This is a genomic window from Pseudomonas paraeruginosa PA7 (assembly GCF_000017205.1).
Lineage (GTDB): Bacteria > Pseudomonadota > Gammaproteobacteria > Pseudomonadales > Pseudomonadaceae > Pseudomonas > Pseudomonas paraeruginosa.
Window position 1 is genome coordinate 6,192,431 of the sequence record NC_009656.1, and the last position, 26,287, is coordinate 6,218,717.

29 protein-coding genes are annotated in these 26,287 nt (G+C 67.6%); 12 read left to right on the top strand and 17 right to left on the bottom strand.

Annotated elements, in window-relative coordinates:
• Positions 1 to 82: 82 nt before the first annotated feature.
• The 4 genes from PSPA7_RS28605 to PSPA7_RS28620 all read right to left on the bottom strand — a co-directional run bounded on the left by PSPA7_RS28605 (position 83) and on the right by PSPA7_RS28620 (position 4,182).
• Positions 83 to 712: a LysE family transporter gene (locus PSPA7_RS28605; RefSeq protein ID WP_003150189.1), complete on the bottom strand. Its 630-nt coding sequence runs from the start codon at positions 710 to 712 to the stop codon at positions 83 to 85.
• A 210-nt stretch (positions 713 to 922) separates the two neighbouring features.
• Positions 923 to 1,681 (bottom strand): TerC family protein, encoded by a 759-nt coding sequence (locus PSPA7_RS28610; protein WP_012077862.1) that lies wholly within the window; start codon positions 1,679 to 1,681, stop codon positions 923 to 925.
• 6 nt (positions 1,682 to 1,687) lie between these two features.
• Complete coding sequence (locus PSPA7_RS28615; RefSeq protein WP_012077863.1) at positions 1,688 to 2,266, bottom strand: mechanosensitive ion channel family protein; 579 nt, start codon at positions 2,264 to 2,266, stop codon at positions 1,688 to 1,690.
• Positions 2,266 to 4,182, bottom strand: a complete 1,917-nt coding sequence (locus PSPA7_RS28620) for an ATP-binding cassette domain-containing protein (RefSeq protein ID WP_012077864.1) — start codon at positions 4,180 to 4,182, stop codon at positions 2,266 to 2,268. Before PSPA7_RS28620 ends, PSPA7_RS28615 begins: the two co-directional genes overlap by 1 nt.
• A gap of 45 nt (positions 4,183 to 4,227) precedes the next feature.
• On the opposite strand from PSPA7_RS28620, the gene PSPA7_RS28625 reads away from it, so the two are divergent.
• Positions 4,228 to 4,707, top strand: coding sequence for a TIGR02444 family protein (locus tag PSPA7_RS28625; protein ID WP_012077865.1), 480 nt, complete (start codon positions 4,228 to 4,230; stop codon positions 4,705 to 4,707).
• On the opposite strand, the gene PSPA7_RS28630 is transcribed toward PSPA7_RS28625, so the two are convergent.
• A complete protein-coding gene (locus PSPA7_RS28630) occupies positions 4,704 to 5,810 on the bottom strand; it encodes an AlgP family protein (protein ID WP_012077866.1) in 1,107 nt (368 codons plus the stop codon). The two genes, PSPA7_RS28625 and PSPA7_RS28630, sit on opposite strands and share 4 nt — an antisense overlap.
• A gap of 125 nt (positions 5,811 to 5,935) precedes the next feature.
• On the opposite strand from PSPA7_RS28630, the gene PSPA7_RS28635 reads away from it, so the two are divergent.
• Positions 5,936 to 6,565, top strand: a complete 630-nt coding sequence (locus tag PSPA7_RS28635) for an FKBP-type peptidyl-prolyl cis-trans isomerase (RefSeq protein WP_012077867.1) — start codon at positions 5,936 to 5,938, stop codon at positions 6,563 to 6,565.
• 59 nt (positions 6,566 to 6,624) lie between these two features.
• On the opposite strand, the gene PSPA7_RS28640 is transcribed toward PSPA7_RS28635, so the two are convergent.
• From PSPA7_RS28640 to algZ, 8 genes are all read right to left on the bottom strand, one after another.
• A complete protein-coding gene (locus PSPA7_RS28640; RefSeq protein WP_003154610.1) occupies positions 6,625 to 7,107 on the bottom strand; it encodes an Rsd/AlgQ family anti-sigma factor in 483 nt (160 codons plus the stop codon).
• A gap of 262 nt (positions 7,108 to 7,369) precedes the next feature.
• Positions 7,370 to 7,861 carry a disulfide bond formation protein B gene (locus PSPA7_RS28645; RefSeq protein ID WP_012077868.1) on the bottom strand — a complete coding sequence of 164 codons (492 nt, stop codon included), beginning with the start codon at positions 7,859 to 7,861 and terminating at the stop codon, positions 7,370 to 7,372.
• A gap of 177 nt (positions 7,862 to 8,038) precedes the next feature.
• Positions 8,039 to 9,277, bottom strand: coding sequence for a heme biosynthesis protein HemY (locus tag PSPA7_RS28650; protein WP_003154606.1), 1,239 nt, complete (start codon positions 9,275 to 9,277; stop codon positions 8,039 to 8,041).
• Positions 9,274 to 10,401 (bottom strand): uroporphyrinogen-III C-methyltransferase, encoded by a 1,128-nt coding sequence (locus PSPA7_RS28655; RefSeq protein ID WP_003154603.1) that lies wholly within the window; start codon positions 10,399 to 10,401, stop codon positions 9,274 to 9,276. Before PSPA7_RS28655 ends, PSPA7_RS28650 begins: the two co-directional genes overlap by 4 nt.
• 26 nt (positions 10,402 to 10,427) lie before the next feature.
• On the bottom strand, positions 10,428 to 11,183 hold the full coding sequence (locus tag PSPA7_RS28660; protein WP_003154602.1) for a uroporphyrinogen-III synthase: 756 nt from the start codon (positions 11,181 to 11,183) through the stop codon (positions 10,428 to 10,430).
• On the bottom strand, positions 11,180 to 12,121 hold the full coding sequence (hemC, locus tag PSPA7_RS28665) for a hydroxymethylbilane synthase (RefSeq protein WP_012077869.1): 942 nt from the start codon (positions 12,119 to 12,121) through the stop codon (positions 11,180 to 11,182). Before hemC ends, PSPA7_RS28660 begins: the two co-directional genes overlap by 4 nt.
• A gap of 108 nt (positions 12,122 to 12,229) precedes the next feature.
• Positions 12,230 to 12,976 (bottom strand): alginate biosynthesis regulator AlgR, encoded by a 747-nt coding sequence (algR, locus tag PSPA7_RS28670; RefSeq protein WP_003157680.1) that lies wholly within the window; start codon positions 12,974 to 12,976, stop codon positions 12,230 to 12,232.
• Positions 12,977 to 12,980: 4 nt separating this feature from the next.
• Complete coding sequence (algZ, locus tag PSPA7_RS28675) at positions 12,981 to 14,057, bottom strand: alginate biosynthesis two-component system sensor histidine kinase AlgZ (RefSeq protein WP_012077870.1); 1,077 nt, start codon at positions 14,055 to 14,057, stop codon at positions 12,981 to 12,983.
• Positions 14,058 to 14,281: 224 nt separating this feature from the next.
• Here algZ and argH point away from each other — a divergent pair, with 224 nt between their 5' ends.
• Complete coding sequence (argH, locus tag PSPA7_RS28680; protein ID WP_012077871.1) at positions 14,282 to 15,676, top strand: argininosuccinate lyase; 1,395 nt, start codon at positions 14,282 to 14,284, stop codon at positions 15,674 to 15,676.
• 39 nt (positions 15,677 to 15,715) lie between these two features.
• On the opposite strand, the gene PSPA7_RS28685 is transcribed toward argH, so the two are convergent.
• Positions 15,716 to 16,696, bottom strand: a complete 981-nt coding sequence (locus tag PSPA7_RS28685) for a magnesium transporter CorA family protein (RefSeq protein WP_012077872.1) — start codon at positions 16,694 to 16,696, stop codon at positions 15,716 to 15,718.
• 101 nt (positions 16,697 to 16,797) lie between these two features.
• On the opposite strand from PSPA7_RS28685, the gene PSPA7_RS28690 reads away from it, so the two are divergent.
• The 5 genes from PSPA7_RS28690 to PSPA7_RS28710 all read left to right on the top strand — a co-directional run bounded on the left by PSPA7_RS28690 (position 16,798) and on the right by PSPA7_RS28710 (position 21,953).
• Positions 16,798 to 17,073 carry a hypothetical protein gene (locus PSPA7_RS28690; RefSeq protein WP_012077873.1) on the top strand — a complete coding sequence of 92 codons (276 nt, stop codon included), beginning with the start codon at positions 16,798 to 16,800 and terminating at the stop codon, positions 17,071 to 17,073.
• A 131-nt stretch (positions 17,074 to 17,204) separates the two neighbouring features.
• Positions 17,205 to 17,972, top strand: a complete 768-nt coding sequence (locus PSPA7_RS28695) for a substrate-binding periplasmic protein (RefSeq protein ID WP_003157674.1) — start codon at positions 17,205 to 17,207, stop codon at positions 17,970 to 17,972.
• A gap of 42 nt (positions 17,973 to 18,014) precedes the next feature.
• Positions 18,015 to 18,251: a TIGR02647 family protein gene (locus PSPA7_RS28700; protein ID WP_012077874.1), complete on the top strand. Its 237-nt coding sequence runs from the start codon at positions 18,015 to 18,017 to the stop codon at positions 18,249 to 18,251.
• Between the two features lie 109 nt (positions 18,252 to 18,360).
• Positions 18,361 to 21,195 (top strand): class I adenylate cyclase, encoded by a 2,835-nt coding sequence (locus PSPA7_RS28705; RefSeq protein ID WP_012077875.1) that lies wholly within the window; start codon positions 18,361 to 18,363, stop codon positions 21,193 to 21,195.
• A 41-nt stretch (positions 21,196 to 21,236) separates the two neighbouring features.
• Positions 21,237 to 21,953, top strand: a complete 717-nt coding sequence (locus PSPA7_RS28710) for a glycine-rich domain-containing protein (RefSeq protein ID WP_012077876.1) — start codon at positions 21,237 to 21,239, stop codon at positions 21,951 to 21,953.
• A 43-nt stretch (positions 21,954 to 21,996) separates the two neighbouring features.
• On the opposite strand, the gene rnk is transcribed toward PSPA7_RS28710, so the two are convergent.
• The 3 genes from rnk to cyaY all read right to left on the bottom strand — a co-directional run bounded on the left by rnk (position 21,997) and on the right by cyaY (position 23,056).
• Entirely contained in the window at positions 21,997 to 22,401 is a 405-nt protein-coding gene (gene rnk / locus PSPA7_RS28715; RefSeq protein WP_012077877.1) for a nucleoside diphosphate kinase regulator, read from the bottom strand.
• 135 nt (positions 22,402 to 22,536) lie between these two features.
• The gene (locus tag PSPA7_RS31710; RefSeq protein ID WP_023443218.1) at positions 22,537 to 22,743 is read right to left on the bottom strand and encodes a DUF1289 domain-containing protein; all 207 of its coding nucleotides are present in this window, start codon (positions 22,741 to 22,743) and stop codon (positions 22,537 to 22,539) included.
• Entirely contained in the window at positions 22,721 to 23,056 is a 336-nt protein-coding gene (gene cyaY / locus PSPA7_RS28720; protein WP_041025434.1) for an iron donor protein CyaY, read from the bottom strand. The genes PSPA7_RS31710 and cyaY overlap by 23 nt, the downstream gene beginning before the upstream one ends.
• Before the next feature lie 253 nt (positions 23,057 to 23,309).
• On the opposite strand from cyaY, the gene lptM reads away from it, so the two are divergent.
• The 4 genes from lptM to PSPA7_RS28740 are packed head-to-tail and all read left to right on the top strand — an operon-like array spanning position 23,310 to position 26,280.
• Complete coding sequence (gene lptM / locus PSPA7_RS28725) at positions 23,310 to 23,450, top strand: LPS translocon maturation chaperone LptM (RefSeq protein WP_003096430.1); 141 nt, start codon at positions 23,310 to 23,312, stop codon at positions 23,448 to 23,450.
• Between the two features lie 10 nt (positions 23,451 to 23,460).
• On the top strand, positions 23,461 to 24,708 hold the full coding sequence (lysA, locus tag PSPA7_RS28730; protein ID WP_012077879.1) for a diaminopimelate decarboxylase: 1,248 nt from the start codon (positions 23,461 to 23,463) through the stop codon (positions 24,706 to 24,708).
• A gap of 9 nt (positions 24,709 to 24,717) precedes the next feature.
• The gene (dapF, locus tag PSPA7_RS28735) at positions 24,718 to 25,548 is read left to right on the top strand and encodes a diaminopimelate epimerase (RefSeq protein ID WP_003098223.1); all 831 of its coding nucleotides are present in this window, start codon (positions 24,718 to 24,720) and stop codon (positions 25,546 to 25,548) included.
• A gap of 30 nt (positions 25,549 to 25,578) precedes the next feature.
• Positions 25,579 to 26,280, top strand: coding sequence for a DUF484 family protein (locus tag PSPA7_RS28740; RefSeq protein ID WP_012077880.1), 702 nt, complete (start codon positions 25,579 to 25,581; stop codon positions 26,278 to 26,280).
• The last annotated feature ends 7 nt before the right edge of the window (positions 26,281 to 26,287 follow it).

Consider the following 26,287-nt stretch of genomic DNA (forward strand, 5'->3'; position numbering starts at 1 on the left):
GAGATTAAATTGTCCCTTCGCCTTCCCGCCCATGCAAGAAATACTCTGTAACAATCACGCTCGCGCAGCCACGCCAGGCAGCTCAGAGCGGCGCGCGACGCACCGTCGCCAGCAAACCCGCGGCGCCGACGAACAGGCTGGCGAAGGTGCGATTCACCAGCTTCTGCTGGCGCGGCGAACGCAGCACGCGCAGGACCCGCGCGGCCAGGCCGGTATAGCCGGCCATGACGATCAGGTCGACGACGATCATGGTGCCGCCCATGATCAGGTACTGCGGCAGCAACGGCTGGTGCGGATCGATGAACTGCGGCAGCACGGCGAGCATGAAGATCACCGCCTTGGGGTTGCTGGCATTGACCAGGAAGCCGCGCAACACCAGGGTCAGCGGACGCCCCAGGGGCCGCTCGCCATCGGTGCTCAGGGCCTGCGGCGGCGCCTGCCACTGGCGCACCGCCAGGTATACCAGGTAGGCCACGCCGAACCACTTGATCAGGCTGAAGGCCAGCGCCGAGGTGGCCAGCAGCGCGCCGACGCCGGCGGCGACGATGGCGATCTGCAGGGCCAGGCCGACCTGCAGGCCCAGCGCGTTCCAATAGCCCCTGGCGAATCCGTATTGCAGGCCGCAGGACATCGAGGCGATGGCCCCGGCGCCGGGTGAAAGGCTGATCGCCCAGCAGGCAAGGAAAAAGGCGAACCAGGTACTGACGAGCATTGCACACCTCGGAAAGCGAACGCGGCTGACGGCGGAGACGAAAAGCCAGTGTGCACCAAGGCGGGGCGGGCGCACAGGCTTTCCGACAACGCGCCGCGTCCCGGCTTTGCGGATGCGTTCGAACGGACAGGAAAAAGCCCGGCAGTTGCCGGGCTTTTCCGCAGGTGCTCACTCGACCGGTGGGGCAGGAACCCCACCCTCCGGTCGAATTCAGTCCGGCGAGCCCTTGCGCAGCTTCACCGGCTCCTCGCCGCGCTTGCGCGCGAGGGCGCCGCGCAAGCGGATGTTCAGCGCCTCCACGGCCAGGGAGAAGGCCATGGCGAAGTAGACGTAGCCTTTTGGCACGTGCACCTCGAAGGACTCCGCCACCAGCACCGTGCCGACCACGATGAGGAACGACAGGGCGAGCATCTTCAGCGACGGGTGCTTCTCGATGAAGTCGCTGATGGTGCCGGCCGCCAGCATCATCACGCCGACCGAGATGACGATCGCCGCGACCATCACCGGTACGTTCTGTACCAGGCCGACGGCGGTGATCACCGAGTCCAGGGAGAAGATGATGTCGATGATCGCGATCTGGATGATGATGCCCATGAAGCCATGGGCCTTGCCGCCGCTCTTCTGCTCCTCTTCCGCACCTTCGAGGCTGTGGTAGATCTCCATGGTGCTCTTGAACAGCAGGAACAGGCCGCCGAAGAACAGGATCAGGTCGCGTCCGGAGATACCCTGGCCGAACAGGTGGAACAGGTCGGTGGTCAGGCGCATCACCCAGGTGATCGAGAGCAGCAGCAGGATCCGCGTGCCCATCGCCAGGGCCAGGCCGAAGAAGCGCGCCTTCGGTTGCTGGGCCGGCGGCAGGCGTCCGACAAGGATCGAGATGAAGATGATGTTGTCGATGCCGAGGACGATTTCCAGAGCGGTCAGGGTCAGGAACGCGACCCAGATTTCAGGATTGGCAAGCCATTCCATAGATGTTTATTTCCCGTTTCTTGTTGAAGTTGAAAAACCTGGCCCACGCCAGCGACGCACGGCTTTCTGGAAGAACAGGCTGTTGGGGACCTGCAGCAGCGGGCCCGGCGAGCCATCCTCGAGGGTTTCTTCCAGTGTCGTATACAACAGATTGATGGCGACCACGCGTCCGCTGACGCCCGGCTTGTCGGCGCTGTCGATCAGCTCCACGCGATCGCCGATGCGGAACGGCCCGACGGTGAAGATCAGCAGCGCGCAGAACAGGTTGGAGAGCACGCTCCAGATGGCGAAGAACGCCACCGCGGCCACCGCGGCGAAACCGGTCAGCGCGGTCCACAGCACTTCGGCGGACACGCCCAGGCGCTCCAGTACCATGATCAGCGCACTGACCATGATCAGCCAGCGCAGGCCGCCACGCAGCGGCAGGAGAAGTTCCGGCGGCACCGGATAGCGCTCGCCGATACGGGTGACGGTGCGCCGCACCAGGCGCTGGAGCAGCCAGGCGACCAGCAGGATGAGCAGGATCTGCAGCGCCACCACCAGTGGCCCGCTCCAGGTCTGCGTCAACACTTGCAGGTCTTCCATCACTCACTGGCCTCCAGTTCTTTCTGCAAGGCTTCGAGGGTTTCCAGCGCCTCCAGCCAACGTTCCTCCAGCTCGCCTTCTCGAGCCTTCAGGCCTGACTGCTCAGACAACAGGTCACGCAATTCGTCCTTTCTCGCCGCTTCATACAATGCGCTGTCGCCCAGCCGCGCCTCGAGGGCGGCGAGTTTCTCGTGCAGCGCGCCGAGTTCGCGCTCCAGCCTGTCGGCCTCGCGCTTGTGCGGCGCCAGTTGCTGGCGCAGCGCGGCGGCGGCCTGGCGCTGGGCGCGCCTGTCGGTGCGTTCGGCCGGCACGCTCGCCAGCGCTTCGGCCTGCGGCGCCTTGCGCGCGCGATAGTCGACCAGCCAGCGGGCGTAGTCGTCGAGGTCGCCGTCGAACGGCACCACGCGGCCGTCGGCGACCAGGAGGAACTCGTCGGTGGTGCTCTTGAGCAGGTGGCGATCGTGGGAAACCACCAGCACCGCCCCGGAAAATTCCTGCAGGGCCATGGTCAGGGCCAGGCGCATCTCCAGGTCGAGGTGGTTGGTCGGCTCGTCGAGCAGCAGCAGGTTGGGCTTCTGCCAGGCGATCAGCGCCAGCGCCAGGCGGGCCTTCTCGCCACCGGAAAAGTTCAGCACCGGCTCGTCTACCCGCGCGCCGCGGAAGTCGAAGCCGCCAAGGAAGTCCTTGAGGGTCTGCTCGCGCTCGCCGGGGGCGATACGCTGCAGATGCAGCAGCGGGCTGGCCTGCGGATCGAGCGAGTCGAGCTGGTGCTGGGCGAAGTAGCCGATCGCCAGGTTCTCGCCGCGCAGCAGGCATCCACCCAGTTCGGGCAGGTCGCCAGCCAGGGTCTTGATCAGGGTCGACTTGCCGGCGCCGTTGGGGCCGAGTAGACCGATGCGCGCGCCGGGCACCAGTTGCAACTTGACCTTCTCCAGCACCGGCTTGTCGCCATAGCCGAGGCGGCCGTCGCCGAGATCCAGCAGCGGCCGGGAAATCTTGTCCGACTCGCGGAAGCTGAAGTTGAACGGCGAATCGACGTGGGCCGGCGCCAGTTCCTCGAGGCGCTCCAGCGCCTTGATCCGGCTCTGCGCCTGGCGCGCCTTGGTGGCCTTGGCCTTGAAGCGGGCGATGAAGCTTTCCATGTGCGCGCGCTGCGCCTGCTGCTTCTCGTAGGCCTGCTGCTGTTGCGCCAGGCGCTCGGCACGGGTCCGCTCGAAGGCGGAATAGCCGCCCCGATAAAGAGTCAGCTTGCGGTTCTCGAGGTGCACCACGTGGTCCACCACCGCATCGAGGAAGTCGCGGTCGTGGGAAATCAGCACAAGGGTGCCCGGATAGCTCTTGAGCCAGTCCTCCAGCCAGAGGATCGCGTCGAGGTCGAGGTGGTTGGTCGGCTCGTCGAGCAACAGCAGGTCGGACGGGCACATCAGCGCCTGCGCCAGGTTCAGGCGCATCCGCCAGCCACCGGAGAAGTCGCCGACGCGGCGCTCCATCTGCTCGCTGCCGAAGCCCAGGCCGGCGAGCAGCTTTCGCGCCCGCGCATCGGCGGTATAGCCGTCGACGTTGTCCAGCTCGGTGTGCAGGCGTGCCTGGGCGGTGCCGTCGTGCGCCGCTTCTGCGGCGACCAGGGCCGTCTGGATTTCGCGCAGGCGGAGGTCACCGTCGAGCACATAGTCCACGGCCAGGCGCTCGAGGGTATCGACCTCCTGGCGCATGTGCGCGATGCGCCAGTCGGCAGGCAGCTGGCAATCGCCGGCGTCCTGGCCGAGCTGGCCACGCAGCAGGGCGAACAGGCTGGACTTGCCAGCGCCATTGGCCCCGATCAGGCCGGCCTTCTGGCCGGCATGCAGGGTCAGTTCGGCAGCTTCCAGGAGGCGTTGCGGCCCGCGCTGTAGCGTAAGATTGAGGAGTCGGATCATGGCGGCGGAGTTTATCAGTTTCGCCCCCGCAGAGCGTGAGGCTGTATGACTGGAGATGTCTGGAGATTCGCGGTGGACGTGTATGCCCGTCCGGGAGTGGAAGCGGCGTGCCTGGCGCTGCAGGAACAGGGAGCGGACGTCTGCCTGCTGCTGGTCGCCGCCTGGCTCGGCAGGCGTGGCGTGCGCTGCTCGAAAGAGCGTGCCCAGGCCCTGGAATCCGTCGCGCGCCCATGGCGCGAGACCGTCATCGAGCCGTTGCGCAGGCTGCGCAGCGCCTGGCGCGAAGCGGCCCTCCAGGATGCCTGCCTGGCAGGACTTCGCGAGGAAGTGAAAGCACAGGAGCTACGCGCGGAGCGGGAGCAGCTGCAGCGCCTGGCCGAATTGGCCATGGCCTGGCAGGACACACAGGAAACGGAACGCAAGGCCGACACCTGGCTGCAGGCCTGCAGCCAGGGCATCGACACCGAAGAAGGCCGCCGGGCCCTGCGGCTGCTGGGCTCGGCGGCTTCACAGACCGCGCCTTAGGAGGCGCTGGTCGGCGTGGCGCCATTGCTGCCCGCAGCCGGTGCTGCCGGAGCGGCAGGGCTGCTGGCGGGAGCGGCGGCCGGGGTAGCGACGGCGGGAGCGGTGGGTTTCGCGGCGGGAGCGGCGACCGGTTTCGCGGCAGGTTTCACCGCCGGCTTGGCGGCGGGCTTCGTGGCCGCGGTTTTCGCCGCCGGTTTCGCGGCAGGCTTCGCCGCGGGCTTGGCGACAGGCTTCGCGGCAGCGGTCTTCGCCGCCGGCCTGGCCGCCGGTTTCGCAGCGGGCTTCACCGCAGGCTTGGCGGCAGGCTTCGCGGCCGCGGTCTTCGCCGCCGGCTTGGCCGCCGGTTTCGCGGCAGGCTTCGCCGCGGGCTTGGCGGCAGGCTTCGCGGCAGCGGACTTCGCCGCCGGCTTGGCCACCGGTTTCGCGGCAGGCTTCGCCGCGGGCTTGGCGGCAGGCTTCGCGGCAGCGGTCTTCGCCACCGGCTTGGCCGCCGGTTTCGCGGCAGGCTTCGCCGCGGGCTTGGCGGCAGCGGTCTTCGCCGCCGGCTTGGCCACCGGTTTCGCGGCAGGCTTCGCCGCAAGCTTGGCGGCAGGCTTCGCGGCAGCGGTCTTCGCCGCCGGTTTCGCAGCGGGTTTCGCCGCGGACTTGGCGGCAGGCTTCGCGGCCGCCGCCTTCGCCGCCGGTTTCGCGACAGGCTTGGCCTTGCGGCTTTCCAGCGCCTTGCCGGCGGCTTCCTTCACCTTGCCGACGCCCTGCGCCAGCCTGAGGCTTTCCTGTACATCGCGCTTGAGGCCGACGATGTAGGTACGAGTGTCCGCCTGCCGCGCCTTCAGGGTATCCAGCGCCTCTTCCAGGTCGCTGATGGACTCACGCGCCTTGGCCTGGGCCTTGGTCTTGCCTGCCTTGGCCGCATCCTGCAGCTTGGTCCGCGCCTTGTGCAGCTTTTCCTGGGCTTTGCCACGTTGCTTTTCGAGTTTGGCCAGCAGTTTTTCCGAATCGACCAGCGCTTGTTTGCACGCACCTTCCAGGTGCTCGACAAGGCTATGGGAAAGTTGGTGCAGCAGGTGCAAGGGGGTGGTGACGGGCTTCTTGTTGGCCGACATGACGTGCCTCCAGGCGGACGTGGTTGCGCCCATACTAGACCCGCACAGCCCCTCTCGCCAACGGGTTCGATGCGCTACAAGCGGCGCCCGTCAGGTTGGCCCGCCGAATCGCCTGGAGAAACCGCATGCCGCACCGCCTCCTCATCGCCCTGCTGCTATTGCCGCTGCCGCTTTTCGCCGCCCCGCCCAGGGATGAGCTGGCCTATGCCGTAGGCGCTCGGCTGGGCACCCGACTGCTGCAGGAAATGCCCGGGCTGGAGCTTGCCGAGCTGCTCAGGGGACTGGAACGGGCCTATCGCGCAGAGGAGCTCGAACTGCCGCCCGAGCGTATCGAACGGCTGCTGGCGCAACAGGACAACTCCACGCCGGCGCGAGCGCCCACCACGCCCGTCGAAGCGCGCTTCCTGGCCAACGAAAAAGCCCGCTTCGGCGTCCGCGAACTGACCGGCGGCGTGCTCGTCAGCGAACTGCGCCGCGCCCAGGGCATGGGCATCGGCAGCGCAACCCAGGTACAGGTCCGCTATCGCGGCCTGCTTGCTGGCGGCCAGGTGTTCGATGAAAGCGAGCGAGCCGAGTGGTTCGCCCTGGACAGCGTGATCGAAGGATGGCGCACAGCGTTGCGGGCGATGCCCATCGGTGCGCGCTGGCGAGTGGTGATTCCCTCGGCGCAGGCCTATGGGCACGAAGGCGCCGGCGACCTGATCCCGGCAGACGCCCCGCTGGTCTTCGAGATCGAACTGCTGGGCGCCCGCTGAATACGAGAACGGCGCGCTCCATAGGGAAACGCGCCGTTCCGAGGAGGCAGGCCCTCGGCTCAGACCGGGACGGCCGAACCCTCCGCATCGCTCTGGCTGTGAGCGGTGTGCAGGACCTCGATGAGGCAGTCCTCCAGCTCGAAGCGTTCGTGCAACTGCTGCCGCAGGGACTTCAGCTCCGCGATCAGGCAGGCGCCTTCGCGGCAGTCGCCATTGTCGCAGCGATCATTGAAGTTGAGCGCGGACTCGGTGATGGCTTCCAGCCGGGGAAAGATCTGCTTGGCCAGTTCCAGACCGCGCTGGTCGCCGAAGGCCTTGCCTTCCGCGGTCAGTTGTTCGTAGACCTCGAAGTGTCCGGCGGATACGTAGTCCAGCAGCAACTGGCAGAAATGCTGGAGTTCTTCGGCGTTGGGCGCCGGCGCCTGAATACCGCTCAGGGCGTCGAAGGCCTGCACCAGTTGCTGGCGCTCATGCAGCCAGCGATCGATCAACTGGTGCACGCCCCCCCACCGCTCTTGGGCATTACGGCAGCTTTCGAGCATGTTGTCCTCGCTTCCCTCTTCGGACGTCCCGGAGAATCATCGTCCGCTCCGAGACGCATTGCTGACGCACTCTCTGCGCTCTGTGGAGAACACCTGTGCAAGGGGCGGACTCCGGCGCTACGGAAAGCCAGATTATGCCCCCGGGGTGACCCCTTCAAGACGCCCGTACAGAAAAATTCATACGGATGTTTGATCGGTATCCCGCATCCGCTCTGGTTTTCGCGAAATCGCCACGATCGACGCGGCGACGCGCAGGAGCCGCTCAGGCGCGGCGCAGGAACTGCATGATGGAGAAGCCGAGATAGGCGACGAAGGCCAGCAGGCTCCACTCCGGAAGACTCAGGGTGAACAGCGTCCAACTGACCTCGGCACAGTCGGCGGTGCCATGCAGAACCAGGCGGACGATCTCCTGGAACGGCAGCGCCTCCATCATGTAGTCAAGGCTCGGCAGGCAGGCCGGCAACTGCTCCAGCGGCACCGTCTGCAACCATACCTGACGGGCGGCGGTCGCACCGCCAAGGAGGGCGAGCAGGAATACCAGCACGGAATAGATGCGTCGTCCGCTCCGGGCCGGCCCATGGATCGCGCCGGCGAGGCAGACGAGGCCGATGAGGACCAGGAAGATCCGCTGCACGATGCATAGCGGGCAAGGTTCCAGGCCCACCGCGTGTTCCAGGTACAGCGCCCCGCCCATGAGGGCGACACAGGCCAGGAACGCGAGAAGGAAAAGCAGGCGGGGGCTGGCCAGGAGCATGGCGGTTCCACGGGATGGAGAAGAAAGGCCGCCTACGGTAGTGGAAAGCCTTCGCCCGTTTCAAGCCGCAAGACGGCCTTGCGGCGGTCCGCTCCGAGCCCTGCCCGACCCTCTGCGACAAGGTGCCACGGTCATCCGATGGTCCGTCGCGGGCGCCAGCGCCTGGCGCCCCTTCGCTCAGACCCCGGCCACCACCACCGGCAGGCCCGGCGTGCGACGATCGAGGAGGACCAGCCCTTCCTGGAACAGCTGGTTGCTGCGCTCGACTTCGCCCAGTTGCGCCAGCAGGCGCCCCAGCTCGGCGCAGGTCTCGGCGCTGCGCTGGAAGCTCAGGCTGGCTTCCAGATACTCCCGCGCCTTGCCCCAGAGTTTGTTGACCAGGCACAGGCGGCCCAGGGTCAGCAGCAGGCCGGGATCGTCCGGATGTTCCTTGAGCCAGCCTTCGGCAGCCTGCAACTGCTTGGCCGGATCACGCCCGCGCACCTGCCCGTAGAGCTGCACCAGGGTCGCGTCGAAACCCTGCTTGAGCGCATGGCGGAGCACCTCCTCGGCCTCCTCCTCGGCGCCCAGGCGCAGAAGCTGGGCGGCATAGCCGGCGACGACAGCAGGATCGCCGCGCAACGCCGACGGCACGTTCTGCCAGCGCTGGGTCAACGGCTGCAGCGCCGTCTCGCCTTCGTTCAGGCCGCGCTCGCCGGCCTCCTGCAAGGAGGCCACCCAGGCCCGGCGTTCCAGGTCGCGCAGTTCGGAATCCTTCAGCACGCGCTCCTTGCGCAGCTCCGGCAACAGCACGCAGAGTGCCTGCCAGTCGTGCTGGGTGACGTACAGTTGCTGTAGCAGGCGCAGCACGGTGCGGTGCTGGGGCTGCAGGCCGTGGAGCTCCTCGAGGGTATTGCGCGCCTGCGGGTAGTCGCCGCGATTGATCAACAGCTGCGCGCGGGTCAGGCCGACCAGCAACTGGGCGTCGGGCTCGCGCTCGCGAGCCCGGTTCAGCAGGTCGTCGGCCTCGTCGTAACGTTCGAGTTCGTTGGCGGCCCGTGCCGCGCCGAGGTAATGCATCAGCGGCCGCTCGCCCATCTCCGCCGCCCGCCGCAGATGGCGCAACGCCTGCGGCCAGTTGCCCTCGCCGAGATCGCGCAGGCCGCTGTGCTCGGCCATCTGCACGCGACGCCGGCGGTTGTAGCGCGACCAGGGGTTGACCACCCGCCCCGAGCTGCCGAGCAGGCGCAGGACCAGGCGCACCAGCACCACCAGCAGCCAGACCACCGCCAGCAGGGCGAGGAACGACCACAGGCTGGATTCGTAGCGGAAGCTCTTATAGGCGATCAGCACGTAGCCGGCCTGCTCGGAGATCGCCAGCCCCACCAGCGTGGCGACCAGCACCACCGCCAGGATCAGGAGGTAGACGCGTCTCATGGACGACCCTCCGCGGCCGGCGCCGCCTGCGGCTCGGGCGCCAGGTTGCCGGCGGCCTCACGGCGCGACACGTAGGCCTGCAAGGCACTCAGTGCCGGCGCGAGGTCAGGCGCCTGCACGGTGACCGGCTGCTTCGCCAGCTCGTCGATACGCAGCTTCAACGCGCGGCTGTCGGCCAGCTCCACGTTGAAATAGCCGTCCAGCACATCCTGGGCCTGTTTCAGCGCTTGCTGGTAGACCTCCTGCTTGCCGTTCAGCGCAGCCCACTGCGCCTGCTCCAGGGCCAGGCCGATGGTCAGGCGCACCTGCGCCAGCTGTTCACCGGCCAGCAGCGGACGAATGTCCTGGCCGGCGTTGAAGTCGATGCGAATGTAGCGCGAGATCTTCTCCCACCACAGCTCCCAGGTGCTGTTGCCGTCGCCCCAGGCAACGTTGCTGGCGCCGCCTTCGCCTTCCTTGAAGGTCGGGGTGAGCGGCTGCAACTGGTTGACCTGCTCGCGCAGCGCCGCCAGTTGCACGAAGAGGCCGGTGCGGTCCGGCTCCGGCAGCGCACGCAACGCTTCCAGGCTGGCGGCCAGCTTGGCACGGGCGGCGTAGGCGCCGGGATCGTTCTGCGCACGCAGGATGTCGTCGGCGCCCTGCACCAGTTCGGTGGCGCTGCCCACGTCCTGCAGCGCCGATAGGCGCAGGCTGGCCAGGCGCAGCAGATGCTCGGCCTCGGCCAGTCGCCATTGCTGGCGGCTCTGGCCGAGGACCTTCTTCAATTGTTCGCCGAGGTGCTGCTGGTCGCCTTGCAACTCCACCACCAGGCGCCGCCGCGCTTCCAGTTCGTCCGCCGTGGGCAGGGCGTCCAGGCGCGCCGCCAGTTGCTGGTTGCGCTGGGCCAGGGATTCGGTCTTGCCACGGGTGTCGTCCAGTTGCGCCAGCTGGTCGCGTTCCTTGCCCTGCAACTGCTGGACCTGCCAGAAGCTCCAGCCGCCCGCGCCGAGGCCCGCCAAACCCACCAGCAGGGCGAGCAGCGCCAGGCCGGTACCGGCGCCGGAACGCGTGGGTGCCGAAGGCGTGGGAGAAGGGGTGGAAGTGGAAGTTCGTGCGTCGTCTTGGGGAGTGACTGCTTCGCTCACAGGTCCATCCTTTGGTCAAGAAAGTTCTAGGCGGCGCTCGTCAGGGCCGCCAGCAAGGCCGGCGCGCTCGCGCCCCGGCAATCAATCACCCGTTGCGCACCCAGTTCGCGCGCCATTTCGGCGACTCGCGGGCTGGGCACGAACAGCGGCAACCGGCAGATCTCGGGCCAATCGGCTGCCGCCAACTGATACAGATTTTGCAAACCCTGTCCACTGCTGACCACCAGGCCGTTCAGGCGTTCCGCCCGCACCCTTGCCAGCGGCTCCCCGGGAGGATATTCCGGAGCCCGGCGCCGGTAGAGTGGCAGGTAGTCCACCTGCACGCCTTGGCCGCGCAGGCGCTCGGCGAGAAATTCTCGGCCACCTTCGCCGCGCATGATCAGCACTTTCGGATCATGCACGCGCAGGGAGTCCTGGAACGCCGACAGCGCCAGCAGCGCTTCGCTGTCGTCGCCTTGCTCAGGATAGGTTACGCAGAGGCCGTAGTCCTCGAGGATCGCCGCGGTCGCCGCGCCGACGCTGAACCAGGCCTGCTGCGGGGGTTGCGGCCAGTAGCGGTCGAGCCGCTCCAGGCCAAGGCGCGCGGCCGGCTTGCTGACCACCAGCACCGCGCAGTAGCGATCCAGGTCGAGCATCAGCGCGCGCTGCTCCGGCGTCTCTTCCAGCGGATCGATCGCCAGCAGCGGCAGGCTGCTGCAATGGACTCCCGCCTCGCCGAGGGTGGCGGCCAGCGCCGCGCATTCCTCTTCGGGCCGCGTCAGCAGGAGCCGCCAGGCGCTCACGGATGCCCAGCCTCGCCATAGACCGCTGCGAGGATCGCCTCGGCGCCCTGCGCCAGGAGGTCGTCGGCCACCTGTACGCCCAGCGCCTCGGCCTGCGCCAGGGGCGCCCGCCCTTCGGCCCGCAGCAACTGGCTGCCGTCAGGCTGGCCGACCAGGCCGCGCAGCCACAGTTGGTCACCCTCGCGAATCGCGTAGCAGGCGATCGGCACCTGGCAGCCACCGTTGAGGCGCTTGTTCAGCGCGCGCTCGGCAGTGACCCGCAGCGCCGTATCGGCGTGGTGCAGGGGCGCCAGCAGGGCGTGCAGGTCGGCGTCGGCGGTGCGGCACTCGATGCCGACCGCGCCCTGGCCACCGGCGGGCAGGCTGTCGTCGACGCTGATCGAGGAACGGATGCGCGACTCGAAGCCGAGGCGGATCAGGCCGGCGGCGGCGAGGATGATCGCGTCGTACTCGCCGGCATCCAGCTTGGCCAGGCGGGTGTTGACGTTGCCACGCAGGAAGCGGATCTGCAGGTCCGGCCGGCGCGCCAGCAGTTGCGCCTGGCGGCGCAGGCTGGAGGTGCCGACCACGCTGCCGGCGGGCAGTTGGTCGAGGCTCGCGTAGGTGTTCGAGACGAAGGCGTCACGCGGGTCTTCGCGCTCGCAGATGGTGTAGAGGCCAAGGCCTTCGGGGAAGTCCATCGGCACGTCCTTCATCGAGTGCACCGCGATGTCGGCGGCGCCCTCGAGCAGGGCGGTCTCCAGCTCCTTGACGAACAGGCCCTTGCCGCCGATCTTCGCCAGCGGCGCGTCGAGCAGCTTGTCGCCGCGACTGGTCATCGGCAGCAGGGTGACGGTCAGGTCGGGATGGGCCTGTTCCAGGCGCGCCTTGACGTATTCGGCCTGCCACAAGGCGAGGGCGCTCTGGCGGGTGGCGATGCGGATTTCGCGGGACGACATGGGATATTCCGTGCACAAGGATGCACGCATCATAACAGTTCGCGCCCGGGTGCGCGGGCGCTGGGCCCGATAGCCGCACCCCGGGCGCCGGCGAACCGCCAGCGCTCGTCAGAGCTGGTGCATCAGGCGCCTGACGCCGGCCACGTGCCGTCGGCTGACGGTCAGCGCATCGCCATCGAGTCCTTTCAGATAGAGCTGGAAATGCCCCAGCGGCGTACGCTGTAGGCGTTCGATCCGTTCGCGGGCGACCAGGGCGTTGCGGTGGATACGCACGAAGCGTTCGCCGAACTCGTCCTCCAGAGCCTTCAACGGCTCGTCCAGCAGCACTTCGCCCTGCGCATGGCGCAGGGTCACGTACTTGTGGTCGGCAATGAAGAAGATCACGTCCTCCAGGGGGATCAGTTCGATCCCCTTGCGGGTCCGCGCGCTGATGTGGCTGCGCGGTCCGCTGCCACCGGCGGCCGGAGGCTTGGTCAGCGCGGCCAGCTGCACGCGGTTCGGCCGCGAGGCCTTCTTCAGCGCTTCGGCCAGGTCCTCGCTGCGCACCGGCTTGACCAGATAGCCCACGGCGCTGACCTGGAAGGCTTCCAGGGCGAATTCGTCATGGGCCGTGCAGAAGATCACCGCGGGCGGGGCTTCCCGCTCGCAGAGTCTGGCCGCGACCTGGAGGCCGTCCAGACCGGGCATGCGGATATCCAGCAGGACGATATCGGGCTTGAGGCTGTCGATCAGCGTCAGCGCTTCTTCGCCATTGCTGGCCGAGGGCTCGAGGACGCGATAGCCGTCCAGTTGCCCTACCAATCGGGCCAGGCGCTCTCGCGCCAGAGGTTCGTCATCGACAATCAGGACATTCATAAGCTCAGGCTTCCTGCATGAGTCGCGCACATGGATAGCGTAGACAGGTGTAGTGCCGTCCGTCACGGCGCTCGACGCTGAGACTCGCTTTAGGCCCGAAAAGTGCCCCAAGTCGTGCATCGATATTGTGTAACGCCTGTCGCGTGCCTTTCGACGGCGGCGACTCGAGCGCCTCGTCGTAGGGGTTGCTCACACACAGCTGGAACACTCCTTCACGATAGACCGCCTCGACCTGCACCAGGCCACCTTCGACCCGCGGCTGGATGCCATAGATAAGCGCATTTTCCAGCAGCGGCTGCAAGGTCAGTTGGGGAATCGGCAGGTTGGCCGGCACCCCGTGCACCTGCCAGTCCAGTTGCAGGCGATCGCCAAGACGATACTGCTCAATGGAAAGATAGCGCCTCGCCAGCGCCAGTTCCTCCTCCCAGGTAACTAAAGTGCCGGGCCTGGCCAGGCTGGCCCTGAACAGGTCGGACAGGTCCAGCACCGCATGCTCGGCCTTGAGCGGGTCCAGCCCGATCAGGCTGGCGATGCTGTTCAGGCTGTTGAACAGGAAGTGCGGACGGATCCGCGCCTGCAGGGACTCCAGGCGCGCCTGCAACTCGGCCTGCTGCTGCCGGCGCCATTGGCTCTGCAGGTAAAAGTAGCGCAGCACCAGGGCCGACATGATCAGCGCGATCAGCGCATGCCGCAGATACAGGTTGACCTCGCCGGCACGACTCAGTTCACCACCCAACTGGTAGTGCTCGGCCACCGCGGTGCAGCCCAGGGTCAGGAGCACCACCAGCAGGCTGCAGGCGCCCCCCGCCAGTGCCACCGGCAAGCGCGCGAGCAACGGTCGCAAGCGGCAGAACAGCGCCGCCGAGAGCAGCACGATCCACTGCACGAACAGAGAGGCCAGGGCCAGGCGCACCCAGTTGAAGCTCGGCGTCATCGGCTCCGCCAGCACCAGCACCAGCACCAGCAGCTCCGCCAGCAGCACCAGGGTGAACAGGGCCTCGGCCTCGCAGAGCTCGGGAATGAAGAAATCGTCGTGGACGGCCGGCCGGGGCGAACGGCCGGGCTTGAGTCGGATAGGCATCGCCAGAGTTTCCGCAAGGCCCGTGACGCCCGCAAGACGGCCGCGGGCGTACGGGCGAAATAAAGTACCGAAATGCCATCTGCCGCAAAAAACCGCGAAACACCGCTCGCTCCGGCTTCGTCGACGCGCCGCCGGTTTTGCCTCCCGGCCTGCTATCATCGTCGCACTTTGCCCGTCACGCAGGCCGCGCGGCCTGTCCGTTTCTTGTTGCAGCGAGAGATACCATGAGCGTAGAGAAGACCAATCAGTCCTGGGGCGGCCGCTTCAGCGAGCCCGTCGACGCCTTCGTCGCCCGTTTCACCGCCTCCGTCGACTTCGACAAGCGTCTCTACCGCCACGACATCATGGGTTCCATCGCCCACGCCACGATGCTGGCCAAGGTCGGCGTGCTCAGCGACGCCGAGCGTGACGCCATCGTCGACGGCCTGCAGCAGATCCAGGCGGAAATCGAGGCGGGTAGCTTCGACTGGCGCGTCGACCTGGAAGACGTGCACATGAACATCGAGGCGCGCCTCACCGACCGCATCGGCGTCACCGGCAAGAAACTCCATACCGGCCGCTCGCGCAACGACCAGGTGGCGACCGACATCCGCCTCTGGCTGCGCGACGAGATCGATACCATCCTCGCCGAGATCACCCGCCTGCAACAGGGCCTGCTCGGCCTGGCCGAAGCGGAGGCCGATACCATCATGCCCGGCTTCACCCACCTGCAGACCGCCCAGCCGGTGACCTTCGGCCACCACCTGCTGGCCTGGTTCGAGATGCTCGGCCGCGACTACGAGCGCCTGGTCGACTGCCACAGGCGGGTCAACCGCATGCCGCTCGGCTCGGCCGCCCTGGCCGGCACCACCTATCCGATCCAGCGCGAGATCACCTGCCAGTTGCTCGGCTTCGAGGCCATCGGCGGCAACTCCCTGGACGGCGTTTCCGACCGCGACTTCGCCATCGAATTCTGCGCCGCCGCCAGCCTGGCGATGATGCACCTGTCGCGCTTCTCGGAAGAGCTGGTGCTGTGGACCAGCGCGCAGTTCCAGTTCATCGACCTGCCCGACCGCTTCTGCACCGGCTCCTCGATCATGCCGCAGAAGAAGAACCCCGACGTGCCGGAACTGGTGCGCGGCAAGTCCGGCCGGGTGTTCGGCGCCCTCACCGGCCTGCTGACCCTGATGAAAGGCCAGCCGCTGGCCTACAACAAGGACAACCAGGAAGACAAGGAGCCGCTGTTCGACGCCGCCGACACCCTGCGCGACAGCCTGCGCGCCTTCGCCGACATGGTCCCGGCGATCCGGCCGCGGCGCGAGGTCATGCGCGAGGCGGCGCGGCGCGGTTTCTCCACCGCCACCGACCTGGCCGACTACCTCGTGCGCAAGGGCCTGCCGTTCCGCGATTGCCACGAGATCGTCGGCCACGCGGTGAAATATGGCGTGGACAGCGGCAAGGACCTCGCCGAGATGAGCCTCGACGAACTGCGCCGCTTCAGCGAGCAGATCGACGCCGACGTCTTCGCCGTGCTGACCCTGGAAGGCTCGGTCAATGCCCGCGACCACATCGGCGGCACCGCGCCGAACCAGGTCCGCGCCGCCGTTGCCCGCGGCCGGCAATTGCTCGCCCAGCGCTGAGTCTCCCGGCGGCGCCGTCCGGCGCCGCCTCGCGGATCCTCAGAGCCAGTTCTTGAACTTGAACCACAGGTACGGAAGGATCGCCGACACCACCATCATCCCCAGCGCCATCGGATAGCCGATGGACCAGTCCAGCTCGGGCATGTCCTTGAAGTTCATGCCGTACACCGTGCCCACCAGGGTCGGTGGCAGGAACAGCACGGCGGCGATGGAGAACACCTTGATGATGCTGTTCTGCTCGATGTTGATCAGGCCCAGGGTGGCGTCGAGGAGGAAATTGATCTCGGTGGACATCTTCGCCAGGTACTCGTCGAGCGAGCGCACGTCGCGCTCCACGGTCTTCGCCAGGACCTTGGCCGGCTCGGAGAGCCAGCCATTGCAGCCCTGGCGGAAGTAGCTGTTCATCCGGTTGATGCTGAGCAGGCTGTCGTTGAGCTTGGACAGCAGCGAGCTGCTGCGCCCGAGGTGCTTGATGATCTGCTGCAGGTCGGTCTTCGGCTTGCGGGTCTGGGTGGTCGACTCGGCGAAGATTTCCCGCGACATGCTGCTCAGTTGCCCCTGCACCGCTTCCAGCACGTCGGCGATACGGTCCACCAGGCTGTCCATCATCAGGGCGAACAGCTGGGTGCTGCTGCGGTTGGCGTCGAGCTGGCGGATACAGCGGTTCTCGAACTCGCGGAACGAACGCAGGTCGGCGTAGCGCACGGTGATCAGCCACTTCTCGCTGAGGACGAAGGTGACTTCCTCGGTGTTCGGCCGGTGCTCGGTGATCCCGCCGACCACCGAGGTGGTCATGTAGAGGACGTTGCCGTCCTCGTAGAAGCGCGAGGAATCCTCGATCTCGGCCATTTCCTCGCGAGTCGGGATGTTCACCTGCAAGTGCGATTCGAGCAGGCGCTCCTCTTCGGGGGTCGGGTGCTGCAGGTCGATCCACAGGGTGCCTGGCGGCAGGCCCTGCTGGCTGTCGGCATGGGCGTGCCGCTCCAGGCGGTCGCCGGAAAGGACGTAATAGGTGATCATGTCGGGTATCGCTGCCCTCGCGGCCATCCATTGGCCAAGCAGGGTGGACAACTTCCCGCCGCCGCACAAGCGGTACTTTGCGCCAGAACGAGGAATGCCCGATGAGCGAACAGGACGACAATCAGGAAGACGGCTTCGCCGAGGAAAAGCTGATCCAGGCCATCGAGAACCAGATCGACAGCGAAAACCCACCGGCGGCGCGTGCCGTATTCAACAAGCTGACCCTGGTCGGCTACGAACGCGACGAGGCGCTGGGCATGATGGCCTATGTGCTGGCCCACGAGATCAACGCCATGCTCGCCGCCGACCGCGCCTTCGACAGCGCCGGTTACGAGCAGGCGCTGCGCGCCCTGCCGACGCTGCCGGACGACGAATGAGCGAGGCCGGCCCGCCCCATGCCGGCGAATATCCCTGGCATCCATGCGGTTTTGTTTCGCAAACGCCTGCCGCTCTGGTAGAAAGATGGCGCCCACTCTCCGTGCCACCTGCTTTCGCGGAGCGATACCGGATGCGATCCTGGTTCCAATTCCTTTCTGCCTGCCTGCTGCTGGCCGCTTGCGGCCGGGCGGCGGCCGTTCCGGCAGAACCCCTGGTGCTCGGCGCCGAAGATGACTGGTATCCCTATACCGCCTACAAGGATGGCCACATCCAGGGCATGAGCGCGGACATCGTGCGGGCCGCCTTCAAGGCCGCCGACACGCCGATTCAGCTCAACCCATACCCGTATTCACGCTGCATGAAGCTGGCCCTGAAAGGCCTGATCGCCGGTTGCTTCAACACCTCGCCGAACCCGCACATCCTTGCCGACTACCGCCTGCCGCGGCAGCCGCTGTTCCGCGCCGAAATCCAGCTCTGGGCGCGACGCGGCGCGGCGCAGCCGCCGGACCTGGAGCGGGCGCTGAGCGGCAGGAAGGTCGCGGTGACCCTCGGCTACGAATACGGCGACGGCTTCGATCGTCGCCACGACCTGGTGCGCATCCCGGTGCGCAAGGACTACTACGGCTTCCTCATGCTCCAGCGCGGCCGAGTCGACTATGCCCTGGCCTACCGCAGCACCGCCCGCCAGCTGTTCAGCGAGCATCCCGAGCTGGAGGACCAGTTCCAGCCGGTGGCCACGATCCATCGCCCGGAACTGTACCTGTCGTTCTCGCGCCGCCACCCGCAGGCCGAACACCTGCTCGAGCGCTTCGAGCTGGGCATGCAGCGCATCCTCGCCAACGGCGATTACCAGAAGATCCTCGATGGCTGGCGCCAGGCCACCGACGCTGTTCCCTAGTCCAACTACACTCACCGGTGCTCATCACCGCAAGGAGCCGACATGGCCTTCACCCCCGAGCTGATCGACGAACTGGAACTGCTGGCGCTCTCCAACCTGAACAACACCCAGGAAGGACTCAAGGTCCACCACACCGCCGACGGCAAGGCGATCGCCGCCGCCCGCCGGCTGCACGACAAGGGCCTGATCGACCAGCCCGACGGCGGCTACCTGACCAGCCTCGGACTGGACGCCGCGGAACAGGCGCAAGGCCTGCTGACCATCCTCAAGGGCGCCTGAGGCTAGCGCCCGCTCGTGGCCCGGCGCTCAAGCCGCCGCGCCACCGGGCGATACATAGGTATGTCGGGGGCCAGGCATGGCGTCTGGTCCCGCCCGTGCCCGGACGCCCATGAACCGACAGCCCGCCCTCAGCCTCGACCTCGACGACGGTATCGACCGCAAGGTCCTCGGCCAGCTGCGCCAACGCTTCCTGGCGATCACTGCCGGCCGCCTGGAGCGTGCCCGGCAGGCCCTGTCCGCTCGCCAGGAGCGGGTCCTGCGCCTGCTGCCGCTGCTGTTCCACATCAACCATCCGCTGCTGCCGGGCTACCTTTCGGCGACCGTGCCGGCTGGCCTGAGCGGCTTCGAGCCGGACCCACAGGCGCTCGCCGAAGCCCAGCGCCTGGCCCGTTCGTTCTGCTACAAGCCGCGACGACAGGACGCCGGACAGCAGCCGATCCATGGCCTGTTCCTGATGGGCAGCCTGGGCAGCCTGGCCCAGGAGGAACAGAGCGACCTCGATCTCTGGGTCTGCCACGCCGCCGACCTCGACGCCGCCGCACGCCGGGAACTGCGCCGCAAATGCGCCCTGATCGAGGACTGGGCCCGCGCCCAGGGCTGCGAGGCGCACTGCTTCCTGATCGACGTCGAACGCTTCGGCCGGGGCGAGGACGACGGCGGCAATACCCAGCACTTCCTGTTGCTCGACGAGTTCTACCGCAGCGCGATCTGGCTCGGCGGGCGCACCCCCTTGTGGTGGCTGGTGCCACCGGCCCATGAACAGCGCTACGACGAGTACTGCCGCGCCCTGCTCGGCAAGCGCTTCGTCCGCGCCGAAGAAGTTCTCGACCTTGGCCATCTCGCGCGGATTCCCGCGCGGGAGTTCATCGCCGCCGGGCTCTGGCAGTTGTCCAAGGCCATCGACTCGCCCTACAAATCGCTGCTCAAGCTGCTGCTCACCGAGGCCTACGCCAGCGAGCACCCGCGGGTCGGCTGCGTCGCCCTGCGCTTCAAGGAGCAGGTATTCGCCGGCCAGCTCGATCTCGACGCGCTGGATCCCTATGTCCTGGTCTACCGCCATCTCGAACGCTACCTGCAGGAACGACAGGCGCCTGAGCGCCTGGAACTGGTGCGACGCTGCCTGTACCTCAAGGTCGGACGCAAGCTCGGCGGTCGCCAGCGCCAGGCGCGACAGGACTGGCAATTGCAGTCGATGGAGCGCCTCGCCGCGGAATGGCAGTGGCAACCTCGACGCTTCGCCCTGCTCGACAGCCGCAGCCAATGGAAGATGCGCCAGGTACTGGAGGAGCGTCGCAGCGTGGTCAACGAGCTGACCTACAGCTATCGCCTGCTCTTCCAGTTCGCCCGTCGGCAGGGCGCCGACAGCGGCATCGACAGCCGCGACCTCGGCCTGCTCGGCCGGCGCCTGTATGCCGCCTTCGAGCGCAAGGCCGGCAAGGTGGAGCACATCAACCCGGGAATCGCGCCGGACCTGGGCGAAGATGTGCTGACGCTGGTTCAGCGCCCCGCCGGGAGCGACCACGCGCCACCACATTGGGCGATCTATCCCGGCGCCCTGAGCGTGCGCGAATGGCCCGACTACGCGCCGCTGCAACGCGCCGGCCGGCTGGTCGAACTGCTCGCCTGGTGCCATCGCAACGGCGTCATCGACAGTGCCACCCGCCTCTCCCTGCACCCGGGACAGAGCGACCTCGGCGAGCCCGAGCTGAGCAGCATCCTCGCCAGCCTGCGGCAGTTCCTGCCGCTGCCGCTGGCCTCCGTCGACGACGCCGAGCTGCTCCAGCCACGGCGATCGAAGAGGGTCCTGCTGCTGGTCAACGTCGGTATCGACCCGCTGCGCCACCACAGCCAGATGAACCTGCACATGGCCACCGGGCGGACCGACGTGCTCGGCTACGCCGGCGTGCGCGACAACCTGGTGCTGACCCTCGACCTGCTCGGCCTGAACAGCTGGAACGAGCTGACGGTGCGTCATTACGAAGGCCCCCAGGCACTGCCCGAATGTCTCGCCGACTTCCTCGACGCGGTGCGCGAGAAGCCCGGCGCGCCGCCGCGACCGCCCGATCTGGCGGTGCGCTGCTTCTGCCGCAACCGAGCCGAGGCCATCGCCCAGCGGGTCGAGGCGCTGTTCCGGGAAACCTACGGATTGCTGCTCGGCGGCCAGCCGAGCCGCTACCTGCTACAGGTCCGCCAGCACTACCACCTGCTGGAGCTGACCCCGGAGTCGGTCAGTCACGCCAGCCTGCCCGACCTGCCCAGCCTGCTCCAGCACCTGGGCCGCGAGCGCGGCGCCTACAGCGCCCTGAAGCTGGATCGCCACGCGCTGGAAGGCGAGGATCTCGGGCCGATCCTGTCCATGGGCCGCCCGGGCTGCATCCAGGTGTTCTACCGGCGCGATTTCGACAGCGCGGAAATCATCCTGCTGGACGAACGCAACTCGCTCTGGCGCCAGCGCCAGGCGCTGCGCGACGAACGCAGCCTGCTCGCGCCGTTGCAGCGCTTCCTGCAGTCGCTGCTCTACCGGCGCAGCGCCCTGTCGCTGGCGGGACCGACACCGGCAAGCCTGGACATCCACTATTACGAGGTGCTCGCCGGCGCTGGCGCGCTCGCGCGCATCGAACCCCGCGAGGCTCCCGAGGCCCCGGCCAGCCATCCGCTGTACGAGATCCAGGCCGTGCTGGAGCGCGGCGAACGCAAGCGCGTGCAGGTCACGCTGTACTGCGACCACCGCGAGTTCTCCGAACTGGAATACGGCGCCGGCCTGTACCGCACCGTGGCCCGGCATATCCTCGCGCACCGGGCACAGGCCGAGCCCTACCCCTGCTACCTGACCGACCTCGACCTGTCGCGGCTGTTCGCCGACGAACAGCCGCAGACGCTCCACTATCTGCGCTATAAAAGCGTCCTGGAAACGGCGCTGAACCAGGCGCTGCTGGAGCAATGACGCCCCGCCGCGCCAGGCGGGGCCCGACAGGGACGTAATCCATGGCTATCCTCGGCATCACCCTGCTGGCCGGCGCCGCGCTCGCCGGCGGCTATTTCTACCGTCGCGGCCTGGACCGCCGGCGCCTGCGTTTCATCCGGCAGCTGCGCCTGCCGCCACGGGTCGCCCAGGCGGTTCGCGAACGCTATCCGCACCTTGCCGAGGAACAGGTCCAGCGCGTCCTCCACGGCCTGCGCGAATACCTGCTGCTGTGTCGCCTGGCCGGCAAGCGGATGGTCGCGATGCCGTCCCAGGTGGTGGACGTCGCCTGGCACGAGCTGATCCTGCATACCCGCCTCTACCAGCAGGTCTGCCGCAAGGGACTCGGGCGCTTCCTCCACCATACGCCGGCCCAGGCGATGCGCAGCCCGCAGCAGGCACAGGAAGGCATCCAGCGCGCCTGGAAGCTGGCCTGCCGCCGCGAAGGGATCGACCCGCGGAATCCCGGCCGGCTTCCGTTGCTGTTCACCCTCGACACGGAACTGGCGATCGCCGACGGCTTCCGCTACGCGCTGAACTGCGCGCCCCGGCAGGAAGGCACGACACCGGTCTACTGCGCCAGCCACATCGGTTGCAGCAGCGCCGGATGCACCAGCGACAGTGGCAGTGCCTTCACTTCGGACGGACAGGATTCGCGCCACGGTTGCGGCGGCGACAGCGGTGGGGACAGCGGCAGCGGTTGTGGCGGCGGGGGATGCGGGGGCGGAGGCGGCGACTGAGAGTCGGGGTGCCCGTCGCCGGAGGGCGACGGGCGAAAACGGATCAGCGCGTGTAGTCGCCGGCGGCCTCGGGCTGGTATTCGATTTCCAGCAGGGTCAGCTTCAGCGTCTTGCCGCTCGGCGCCGGCCAGTCGATGGTCTGGCCGATGGTCAGGCCCAGCAGCGCGGTGCCGACCGGGGCGAGGATCGAGACCTTGCCTTCGCCGGCGACGTCCTCGGGGTAGACCAGGGTCAGGGTGTATTCCTTGCCGCTGCTTTCCTCGCGGCAGCGCACGGTGGAGTTCATGGTCACGACGCCCGGCGGAATCTCGTCATGCCCCACCACCTGGGCGCGCGACAGTTCGGCCTCCAGCGCCTCGGCGGCGGGTCCGAATTCGTCCAGGCCATCCAGCAGGCGCTCCAGGCGCTGCAGGTCCAGACGAGTGATGGTGATCGGCGGCGTGCTCATGATCGCAGGCGTGCTCCTTGGTCCGGTTCGGTTGATCGATGAAAAGCAGGAATCGCAAAAAAGCAAAAACCCCGCCCGAAGGCGGGGTTTTCCCGGACACTAACACAGTCGCAGGAATTAGCAACATCCCCCCTATCAGGAGAGACGGCCCGCCTGCGCTTGCCTTCGGGCGGCCTGCGTCCTGATTTGCCGGCGTCGCGAATCGTCGGCCTTGCCCCACTCGCGGATCTCCGCCAGGGAGCGCCCGCAGCCGACGCAGACGTCCGCGTCATCGAGGCAGCACAGGCGCCGGCAGGGCGAGGCCACGGCCGGCGGCGCCTCAGAGGCCGGGGAACTCGACATCCTCGCCCCCCTGCTCCAGGGTCGCCCGGTTGAGCAGGGCGCCCAGCGGCTCGCGGCTGGCGTCATGGCGCCAGAGGCCGCTGGTCTCGTCATAGTCGAAGTGGAAGCCTCCCGACTTCGCCGCCACCCACAGCTGGTACAGCGGCGCCTGGCGACTGAGGATCAGCTGCGAGCCGTTCTCGAAGCGCACGGTGAGCACCCCGCCGGCGTTCTCCAGGTCGAGGTCCAGGCCGCTGTCGTCGAAGGCGTCCTCAACCTGTTGCTGGACCGCGTCGACCAGGTCATGGAAGCGCACTTCATTCATCGTACTCATGCATTGCCTCGGCATTCGCTAACGGGAAAAAGGCGGGCGCCTACCTTCATCGCGCCCTATTCCGACCATTCTACGCTGGTATTGGCGTAGTCCGCGCTCTTTTGCCGCGAGCCTCGAGGAAACCCCGGGCACTCCTCTGCGCCGCGCCATGCCCCCCCACAGGCCCCGGCGCACCTGATCCGGCTCGCATAGGCAAGGCGCCGGGGGGTCGGTATACTCCGGAACAATTCACGTTTTCTACAAGGATTCCGTCATGAAGCGGCTGTTCCTGTCCTTCGTCGCGCTCGCCCTCCTCGCCGGCTCCATCGCCGCCTGCGGCCAGAAAGGCCCGCTGTACCTGCCGGACGACGAAAAAGCCAAGAAAGAACACAGCAAAGACCGCTACGGTTTCTGAGAGAGCGCCCATGGACACATTCAGTTACCGCGACGGCGAGCTGTTCGCGGAAGGGGTGGCGCTTTCCCGCATCGCCGAACGTTTCGGCACGCCCACCTACGTCTATTCCCGCGCGCACATCGAGGCGCAGTACCGCGCCTATGCCGACGCCCTCGCCGGCATGCCGCACCTGGTCTGCTTCGCGGTCAAGGCCAACTCCAACCTCGGGGTGCTGAATGTGCTGGCGCGCCTCGGCGCCGGTTTCGACATCGTCTCCCGCGGTGAGCTGGAGCGTGTCCTGGCGGCCGGCGGCGATCCGGCCAAGGTAGTGTTCTCCGGCGTCGGCAAGAGCCGCGACGACATGCGCCGCGCCCTGCAGGTCGGCGTGCACTGCTTCAACGTCGAGTCCAGCGAGGAGCTGGAGCGCCTGCAACGGGTGGCCGCGGAACTCGGCGTGAAAGCGCCGGTGTCGCTGCGGGTCAATCCGGACGTGGACGCCCAGACCCACCCCTATATCTCCACCGGCCTGAAAGAGAACAAGTTCGGCATCGCCATCGACGAGGCCGAGGCGATCTACGCCCGCGCCGCCGAGCTTGACCACCTGGAAGTGATCGGCGTCGACTGCCACATCGGCTCGCAATTGACCCAGCTGGCGCCCTTCCTCGACGCCCTCGAGCGCCTGCTCGGGCTGGTCGACCGCCTGGCCGCCAGGGGCATCGCCATCCGCCACCTGGACCTGGGCGGCGGCCTCGGCGTGCGCTACCGCGACGAACAGCCGCCGCTGGCTGGCGACTACATCCGCGCCATCCGCGAGCGCCTGCACGGCCGCGACCTTACCCTGGTGTTCGAGCCGGGCCGCTCGATCGTCGCCAACGCCGGCGTGCTGCTGACCCGCGTCGAGTACCTCAAGCACACCGGGCACAAGGACTTCGCCATCGTCGACGCGGCGATGAACGACCTGATCCGCCCGGCTCTCTACCAGGCCTGGATGGACGTGCAGGCGGTACGCCCGCGCGACGCCGCGCCGCGCCGCTACGACCTGGTCGGGCCGATCTGCGAGACTGGCGACTTCCTCGCCAAGGACCGCGAGCTGGCTCTCGCCGAGGGCGACCTGCTGGCGATTCGTTCCGCCGGCGCCTACGGCTTCGTCATGAGCTCGAACTACAACACCCGCGGCCGCGCCGCCGAGGTGCTGGTGGACGGCGAGCGAGCCCACGAGGTCCGTCGCCGCGAGACCGTCCCAGAGCTCTATGCCGGCGAAAGCCTGCTGCCGCAGTGAGGCCAGACCATGCTTTTGCGCTTCACCAAGATGCATGGGCTGGGCAATGACTTCATGGTCCTCGACCTGGTCAGCCAGCACGCCCATGTGCAACCCAAGCACGTCAAGCTCTGGGGCGACCGCAACACCGGGGTCGGCTTCGACCAGTTGCTGATCGTCGAAGCCCCGAGCAGCCCCGACGTCGACTTCCGCTACCGCATCTTCAATGCCGACGGCTCCGAAGTGGAACAGTGCGGCAACGGCGCGCGCTGCTTCGCCCGTTTCGTCCAGGACAAGCGCCTGACGGTGAAGAAGAGCATCCGCGTAGAAACCAAGGGCGGCATCATCGAGCTGAATATCCGCCCGGACGGCCAGGTCACGGTGGACATGGGTCCGCCGCGCCTGGCCCCGGCCGAGATACCGTTCCAGGCCGAGCGCGAAGCCTTGTCCTATGAGATAGAGGTGAATGGCCAGCGCGTCGAACTGGCCGCGGTATCCATGGGCAATCCCCATGGCGTGCTGCGCGTCGAGAATGTCGACAGCGCACCGGTACACAGCCTCGGTCCGCAACTGGAAGTCCATCCGCGCTTCCCGAAGAAGGCCAACATCGGCTTCCTCCAGGTGCTCGATCCGCACCATGCGCGCCTGCGCGTCTGGGAACGCGGCGTCGGCGAGACCCAGGCCTGCGGCACCGGCGCCTGCGCCGCGGCGGTCGCCGGGATCCGCCAGGGCTGGCTGCAATCGCCGGTACAGATCGATCTCCCCGGGGGACGCCTGCACATCGAGTGGGCAGGCCCCGGCCAGCCCGTTATGATGACCGGACCCGCCGTCCGCGTGTACGAAGGCCAGGTCCGCCTGTAAGGGCCACGGCCCGCCAGAACCGAGACGCTTATGACCGAGAAAAGCCAGGAACCGACAGCAGCGCTGGACGCCGAGCAGGTGGCCGCCTACCTGAGCCAGCATCCGGAGTTCTTCGTCGAGCACGACGAACTGATCCCCGAGCTGCGCATCCCGCACCAGCCCGGCGACGCCGTGTCGCTGGTGGAGCGCCAGGTGCGCCTGCTGCGCGAGCGCAACATCGAGATGCGCCACCGGCTCTCGCAACTGATGGACGTGGCCCGCGAGAACGACCGGCTGTTCGACAAGACCCGCCGCCTGGTCCTCGACCTGCTCGACGCGACCAGCCTGGAAGACGTGGTCAGCACCGTCGAGGACAGCCTGCGCCACGAGTTCCAGGTGCCCTACGTGAGCCTGATCCTGTTCAGCGACAGCAGCGTCTCGGTGGGCCGCTCGGTGAGCAGCGCGGAGGCGCACCAGGCCATCGGCGGCCTGCTCTCCGGCGGCAAGACCGTCTGCGGCGTGCTGCGCCCGCACGAACTGGCGTTCCTGTTCGGCGAGAACGACCGCGACGAGATCGGCTCCGCAGCGGTGGTGTCCCTGAGCTTCCAGGGCCTGCACGGCGTGCTCGCCATCGGCAGCCCCGATCCGCAGCACTACAAGAGCTCCCTCGGCACCCTGTTCCTCGGCTACGTCGCCGAGGTCCTCGCCCGCGTCCTGCCGCGCTTCTCCTCGCCGCTGCGCTCGGTCCGCTGAGCGCGGC

Excerpts from the sequence above, each read along its gene's own strand:
- PSPA7_RS28605 (WP_003150189.1), bottom strand. The coding sequence starts at position 712 with ATGCTCGTCAGTACCTGGTTCGCCTTTTTCCTTGCCTGCTGGGCGATC.
- PSPA7_RS28610 (WP_012077862.1), bottom strand. The coding sequence starts at position 1,681 with ATGGAATGGCTTGCCAATCCTGAAATCTGGGTCGCGTTCCTGACCCTG.
- PSPA7_RS28615 (WP_012077863.1), bottom strand. The coding sequence starts at position 2,266 with ATGGAAGACCTGCAAGTGTTGACGCAGACCTGGAGCGGGCCACTGGTG.
- PSPA7_RS28620 (WP_012077864.1), bottom strand. The coding sequence starts at position 4,182 with ATGATCCGACTCCTCAATCTTACGCTACAGCGCGGGCCGCAACGCCTC.
- PSPA7_RS28625 (WP_012077865.1), top strand. The coding sequence starts at position 4,228 with ATGACTGGAGATGTCTGGAGATTCGCGGTGGACGTGTATGCCCGTCCG.
- PSPA7_RS28630 (WP_012077866.1), bottom strand. The coding sequence starts at position 5,810 with ATGTCGGCCAACAAGAAGCCCGTCACCACCCCCTTGCACCTGCTGCAC.
- PSPA7_RS28635 (WP_012077867.1), top strand. The coding sequence starts at position 5,936 with ATGCCGCACCGCCTCCTCATCGCCCTGCTGCTATTGCCGCTGCCGCTT.
- PSPA7_RS28640 (WP_003154610.1), bottom strand. The coding sequence starts at position 7,107 with ATGCTCGAAAGCTGCCGTAATGCCCAAGAGCGGTGGGGGGGCGTGCAC.
- PSPA7_RS28645 (WP_012077868.1), bottom strand. The coding sequence starts at position 7,861 with ATGCTCCTGGCCAGCCCCCGCCTGCTTTTCCTTCTCGCGTTCCTGGCC.
- PSPA7_RS28650 (WP_003154606.1), bottom strand. The coding sequence starts at position 9,277 with ATGAGACGCGTCTACCTCCTGATCCTGGCGGTGGTGCTGGTCGCCACG.
- hemC (WP_012077869.1), bottom strand. The coding sequence starts at position 12,121 with ATGTCGTCCCGCGAAATCCGCATCGCCACCCGCCAGAGCGCCCTCGCC.
- algR (WP_003157680.1), bottom strand. The coding sequence starts at position 12,976 with ATGAATGTCCTGATTGTCGATGACGAACCTCTGGCGCGAGAGCGCCTG.
- algZ (WP_012077870.1), bottom strand. The coding sequence starts at position 14,057 with ATGCCTATCCGACTCAAGCCCGGCCGTTCGCCCCGGCCGGCCGTCCAC.
- argH (WP_012077871.1), top strand. The coding sequence starts at position 14,282 with ATGAGCGTAGAGAAGACCAATCAGTCCTGGGGCGGCCGCTTCAGCGAG.
- PSPA7_RS28685 (WP_012077872.1), bottom strand. The coding sequence starts at position 16,696 with ATGATCACCTATTACGTCCTTTCCGGCGACCGCCTGGAGCGGCACGCC.
- PSPA7_RS28690 (WP_012077873.1), top strand. The coding sequence starts at position 16,798 with ATGAGCGAACAGGACGACAATCAGGAAGACGGCTTCGCCGAGGAAAAG.
- PSPA7_RS28695 (WP_003157674.1), top strand. The coding sequence starts at position 17,205 with ATGCGATCCTGGTTCCAATTCCTTTCTGCCTGCCTGCTGCTGGCCGCT.
- PSPA7_RS28700 (WP_012077874.1), top strand. The coding sequence starts at position 18,015 with ATGGCCTTCACCCCCGAGCTGATCGACGAACTGGAACTGCTGGCGCTC.
- PSPA7_RS28705 (WP_012077875.1), top strand. The coding sequence starts at position 18,361 with ATGAACCGACAGCCCGCCCTCAGCCTCGACCTCGACGACGGTATCGAC.
- PSPA7_RS28710 (WP_012077876.1), top strand. The coding sequence starts at position 21,237 with ATGGCTATCCTCGGCATCACCCTGCTGGCCGGCGCCGCGCTCGCCGGC.
- rnk (WP_012077877.1), bottom strand. The coding sequence starts at position 22,401 with ATGAGCACGCCGCCGATCACCATCACTCGTCTGGACCTGCAGCGCCTG.
- PSPA7_RS31710 (WP_023443218.1), bottom strand. The coding sequence starts at position 22,743 with ATGTCGAGTTCCCCGGCCTCTGAGGCGCCGCCGGCCGTGGCCTCGCCC.
- cyaY (WP_041025434.1), bottom strand. The coding sequence starts at position 23,056 with ATGAGTACGATGAATGAAGTGCGCTTCCATGACCTGGTCGACGCGGTC.
- lptM (WP_003096430.1), top strand. The coding sequence starts at position 23,310 with ATGAAGCGGCTGTTCCTGTCCTTCGTCGCGCTCGCCCTCCTCGCCGGC.
- lysA (WP_012077879.1), top strand. The coding sequence starts at position 23,461 with ATGGACACATTCAGTTACCGCGACGGCGAGCTGTTCGCGGAAGGGGTG.
- dapF (WP_003098223.1), top strand. The coding sequence starts at position 24,718 with ATGCTTTTGCGCTTCACCAAGATGCATGGGCTGGGCAATGACTTCATG.
- PSPA7_RS28740 (WP_012077880.1), top strand. The coding sequence starts at position 25,579 with ATGACCGAGAAAAGCCAGGAACCGACAGCAGCGCTGGACGCCGAGCAG.